The organism is Streptomyces sp. NPDC004561 (assembly GCF_053602155.1).
The window spans coordinates 1-5,430 of the sequence record NZ_JBSGDB010000546.1 but is presented as its reverse complement, the minus strand read 5'-3'; the positions used below and the strand labels follow the sequence as shown (position 1 = coordinate 5,430).

General features: G+C 77.1%; 2 protein-coding genes. Both read left to right on the top strand.

The annotated features are described in order from the left end of the window. The first annotated feature begins 145 nt into the window (after positions 1-145). Positions 146-2,998 (top strand): SNF2-related protein, encoded by a 2,853-nt coding sequence (locus ACWEN3_RS40320; RefSeq protein WP_452981864.1) that lies wholly within the window; start codon positions 146-148, stop codon positions 2,996-2,998. Further along, entirely contained in the window at positions 2,995-5,289 is a 2,295-nt protein-coding gene (locus ACWEN3_RS40315) for an SWIM zinc finger family protein (RefSeq protein ID WP_452981861.1), read from the top strand. The genes ACWEN3_RS40320 and ACWEN3_RS40315 overlap by 4 nt, the downstream gene beginning before the upstream one ends. Positions 5,290-5,430: the final 141 nt, after the last annotated feature.

Here is a 5,430-nt window from a genome sequence, read left to right as displayed (position 1 = left end):
GCGCGTGGGGCGCCTCGCAGGCGGCCCCGATCCGCGCCGGTGCCGCGGGTGGGGGAGCGGGACGGTCCTCGGAGCCGATTGTCAGACCCCGCCCGTAGAGTCGGAGACATCTGATCCGAGGCACGGGCGGGAGGTGGCAGGACGTATGAGCGGCAGCGGCACGGCTGTGGTGGCCGAGCGCACGGGAGGTTCCCGGGAGAAGGGGACCGGGCACCCGGTGCCGGTGCGCCTCGCGTCCGTCTACCTGCCCGCGCCCCTCCCGCGCGAGGGCCGCATCGCCTTCTGGGACCCCACCGGCGGCCCCCTGCCCGCCGGCGCCGAGGCGGACGCCCACGAGCTGACGGTCGTACGACGCCGGGGCACCCCCGTGCGCCGCCGGGCGGTGCCCGCGCTGACCCTGCCGCTCGCCAAGGCCCTGCCGCTGCTGGTCCGCGCCCGCCGCGACCCGGCCGCCCACCCGGCCACGGCCTGCTGGGGCGCCGCCGCCCTGCACGCGCTGCGGCTCGTCGCCCGCGGCCGCCTGCTGCCCGGCCTGACCCCGGCCGGCCACGACGCCTGGCGGGCCGGCCCGCTGGAACCCGACGACATCGCCCACCTGCGCGCGGTGGCCGCCGCCCTGCCCCCGGAGGGCCACGCCGTGCCCCTCCCGGACCCCGGCCCGCTCCGGCTGCCCGAGCCGGAGGCGCTGATCCGCTCCTTCCTTGACGCCGTCGCCGACACCCTGCCCCGTACTCCGGCCGCCCCCTACACCTCCGGCAGGCCCTTCGCCGCCCGCGAGCCCCAGTCCCTGCCGCGGGCGCACGAGTGGGCGGCCGAGGTCGCCGCCGGCATGGACGCGGGCGTACGGGTCTCGCTCCGCCTGGACCTCGCCGCGTACGACCTCTTCGACGCCGCGGAGAGCCCCGGCACACGCGCCGCCGGGGCGGCGATCGTCCAGGTGCACAGCCTCGCCGACCCCACCCTGGTGGCCGACGCGGCGGCCCTGTGGGCGGGCGAGGCCGACGCGGCCTTCGGCCCACGCGCACGCGTGGACGCGGCACTCGCCGTGCGCCGGGCGGCCCGCGTGTGGGCGCCCCTGGACCGGCTCGCCGAGCAGGACGTGCCCGACGTCCTCGCCCTGTCCGAGGAGGAGCTCGGCGAACTGCTCGGCGTGGCGGCCACCCGGCTGGCCGCCTCCGGGGTCGCCGTGCACTGGCCCCGGGACCTCGCCCGCGACCTGACGGCCGCCGCCGTGGTGCGGCCCGCCCCCGGCTCCGCCACCGACGGCACCGGCTTCTTCGAGGGCGAGGACCTGCTCCAGTTCCGCTGGCAGCTCGCGCTCGGCGGGGATCCGCTCAGCGAGGCCGAGATGGACGCGCTGGCCGAGGCCCACCGGCCGGTCGTCCGGCTGCGGGACCGCTGGGTGCTCGTCGACCCGGCCCTGGTCCGCAAGGCCCGCAAGCGCGAACTGGGTCTGCTCGACCCGGTCGACGCGCTGTCCGTCGCGCTCACCGGCACGGCCGACGTCGACGGCGAGACCGTGGACGCCGTACCCGTCGGTGCGCTGGCCGCGCTCCGCGACCGGCTCACGGCCGGCCTGCGCCCCGCGGACCCGCCCGCCGGACTGCACGCCACCCTGCGCGACTACCAGCTCCGCGGCCTCGCATGGCTCGACCTCATGACCTCCCTCGGCCTCGGCGGCTGCCTCGCCGACGACATGGGCCTCGGCAAGACCGTCACCCTCATCGCCCTGCACCTGAAGCGGGCCCGCACCGAACCCACCCTCGTGGTCTGCCCCGCGTCCCTGCTGGGCAACTGGCAGCGCGAGATCACCCGGTTCGCACCCGGCGTCCCCGTCCGCCGCTTCCACGGCCCGGAGCGCACCCTGGACGGCCTCGACGGCGGCTTCGTCCTCACCACGTACGGCACCATGCGCTCCACCGCGCCCCGCCTGGCCGAACAGCCCTGGGGCATGGTCGTCGCCGACGAGGCCCAGCACGTGAAGAACCCCTACTCGGCCACCGCCAAGGCACTGCGCACCATCCCCGCCCCCGCGCGCGTGGCGCTCACCGGCACCCCGGTGGAGAACAACCTCTCCGAGCTGTGGGCGCTGCTCGACTGGACCACGCCGGGACTCCTCGGCCCGCTGAAGTCCTTCCGCGCCCGGCACGCGCGCGCGGTGGAGAACGGCGAGGACGAGGAGGCCGTCGAGCGTCTGGCCCGGCTGGTCCGCCCCTTCCTGCTGCGCCGCAAGAAGTCCGATCCCGGAATCGTCCCCGAGCTGCCGCCCAAGACCGAGACCGACCACCCGGTACCGCTCACCCGGGAACAGGCCGCCCTGTACGAGGCGGTGGTGCGCGAGTCCATGCTGGCCATCGAGACCGCGGAGGGCATCGCCCGCCGGGGCCTGGTCCTCAAGCTCCTCGGCGCCCTGAAGCAGATCTGCGACCACCCGGCGCTGTACCTGAAGGAGGACGCGCCCGCGGCTCACCGTTCGGGCAAACTCGCGCTCCTGGACGAGCTGTTGGACACCGTGCTCGCCGAGGACGGCTCGGCGCTCGTCTTCACCCAGTACGTCGGCATGGCCCGCCTCATCACCGCCCATCTGTCCGCCCGCGCGATCCCGGTGGACCTGCTGCACGGCGGCACACCGGTGCCGGAGCGCGAGCGCATGGTCGACCGTTTCCAGGACGGCGAGACCCCGGTGCTCGTCCTGTCCCTGAAGGCCGCGGGCACCGGCCTGAACCTCACCCGCGCGGGCCACGTCGTCCACTTCGACCGCTGGTGGAACCCGGCCGTCGAGGAGCAGGCCACCGACCGCGCCTACCGCATCGGCCAGACCCAGCCCGTCCAGGTCCACCGCCTGGTCACCGAGGGCACGGTCGAGGACCGCATCGCCGAGATGCTCGCCGCCAAGCGGGCCCTGGCCGACGCCATCCTCGGCTCCGGGGAGGCCGCCCTGACCGAGCTGACGGACCGTGAGCTGTCCGACCTGGTCTCGCTGCGGAGGACGCCATGACGGACGGGGAACGCCGGCCGGGCGACGCCGCCCGACAGGCCCTGCGCACGGCTCAGGAGCGGACGGACATGTCGGGCACTCCCGGCGAGGACGGCCCGGACGACCCGGCCGGCCCCGAACCGAGGCCGGCCGACGCGGCGAGGGCGGCACTACGGGCAGCCGTGTCCGCGCGCCGAGCCGAGGACGCGCCGCCGACGGCCGAGACCACCCCTCCGGCACGGGACGAGGAGGCCGAGCACGACCCGCGCCCCGCACCACCGGCCGGGCGTCCCGCGGACGTCGCCCGGGAGGCGCTGCGCGCGGCCCGCCGCGAGGCCCTGCGCGCGGACCCGTCCGAACCCCGGCGCGCCACACCCGGCCCCGAGCGGCCCGGCACCCCTCTCGCACCCGGCGAGGCCCCGAGCGCCGCCCGCGCCAAGGCGGCCCAGGAGATGCGGCACTACTTGGCCAACGCCTTCCGCATGCCGTCCTGGCCGGACACCGAACAGGAAGAAACCGAGCCGCAATCCGCGTCCGCCGAGCCGACTGCCACCGCAGACGGTCACGCCACGTCCGCCGATCCGGCCGCCGCGGTAGGCGGTCACGCCCTGTCTGCCGATCCGGCCTCCGCCGGCGACCGCGACGCCCGCGCGGAGTGGGCTGCCGGGACCGGCGGCCAGGCCGCCCGTACCGAGTCGGCCGCCGCCTCGGACGATCGTGCCGTCCCCGTCGAGCCCTCCGCGACCGCGGGCGACCGCGTCACGCCTGCCGAGTCGGCTACGAGTGGCCGCGCTTCCTCCGCCGAGTCGGCTGCCGCTACGGGTGACCGCGCCACCGGTACCGAGCCGTCCGCCACCACGGGTGACCGTGCCACCGGTACCGAGCCGTTCGCCACCACGGGCGACCGCGTCACCCCGACCGAGCCGTCCCCCTCCTCCGGCGACCCCACCACCCCCACCGAGCCGTCCGCCGCTCCCGACGACCGCACCGCGCCCCACAACCGCACCCCCCGCATCACGCAACCCATGCCGTCGCATGTGCCGCGCACCATGGGCACGCCTCACCGGGACGGTGAACTTCGGCGTACCTTCCCGGCGTTCGCGGCTCGGGGCCGTGGAGAGGCGGCGTTCGCCGGGAGCTGGTGGGGTAATGCCTGGGTGGACGCGTTGGAGCAGGGGGCGCTGGATCCCAAGCGGCTGGCGCGCGGCCGGGGTTACGCCGACCAGGGCCATGTGGACGCGATCACCGTGACACCCGGACTGGTCCTGGCGTACGTGCGCGGCAGCCGACCCCGCCCGTACCGGGTGCAGGTGCGGGTCCGCACGCTCCCGGACGAGGACTGGGCGCGGTTCCTCGACGCGGCCGCCGACCGGCCGGGCCACATCGCGGCGCTGCTCGACAAGGAGCTTCCCCAGTCCCTCGCCGACTGCGGTGTCCCGCTGCTGCCCCGCCCCGGTGACCTCGCCCCGCGCTGCAGCTGCCCCGACTCCGGCCACCCCTGCAAGCACGCGGCGGCCCTCTGCTACCAGACGGCACGCCTGCTGGACGCCGACCCCTTCGTACTGCTCCTGCTGCGCGGCCGCGGTGAGCGGGAGCTGCTCGACGCGCTCTCCCGGCGCAGCGCCGCCCGCGCGGCCCGCGCCGCCCAGGAGCGGCAGCCGGAGTCCCTGCCCGGTGTACGGGCCGCGGAAGCCCTCGCCCCGCGCGCGCTCCCGCCGCTGCCCCCGCCGTCGCCCGTGCCGCCGCACCCCGAGCAGCCGCCGGCGAATCCCGCGGCGCCCGGCGGCCCGGACCCCTTCACGCTGGACCAGCTGGCGACCGACGCCGCCGCCCGCGCGCACGCGCTGCTCGGCACCGGGCGCGACCCGGTCGGCGAGCTGAGCCTGTGGCAGGACGCGGTGCGCCTCGCCGCGGCCCGCCCCGGTTCCGGCCTGACCGCCGCGACCCGCACGCTGTACGCCACGCTCGCCACGGCAGTCGGCCGCACCCCGTCCGACCTGGCGCGGGCCGTCGCCGCCTGGCGGCAGGGCGGAGTGGAGGGGCTGGCCGTACTGGAGGAGCCGTGGGACCCGCCGGCCGGCCGCTTCGACCGGGCGCGTCCGCTGCTGCTCGCCGCGGACCTGCCCGCGTTCCGGCCCTGGCGCAACCGGCTCACCCACCCGCGCGGCCACGTCCAGCTCCGCCTGGGCCACGACGGACTGTGGTACGCCTACGAGTCGGAGCCCGGACACGACGACTGGTGGCCCCGGGGCACCCCGGACCTGGACCCGGTGGGCGCGCTGACGGGCCTCGGCACCCTGGACGACGCCTGACCGACGGCCTGTCCGGGATGAGCCGGGCCCCACAAGACGCAGGTCACCGCGGGGCGCTGAAGCGGAGGCCGTCGTCCAGGCTGCGCTGCACGAACACCCGGCGTCCCGACTCGGGCGGGACCTCCCCGCGCATGATCTGCC

What these genes read in the sequence shown, in the direction of transcription:
- ACWEN3_RS40315 (WP_452981861.1), top strand. Translation starts at nt 2,995, where the DNA reads ATGACGGACGGGGAACGCCGGCCGGGCGACGCCGCCCGACAGGCCCTG.
- ACWEN3_RS40320 (WP_452981864.1), top strand. Translation starts at nt 146, where the DNA reads ATGAGCGGCAGCGGCACGGCTGTGGTGGCCGAGCGCACGGGAGGTTCC.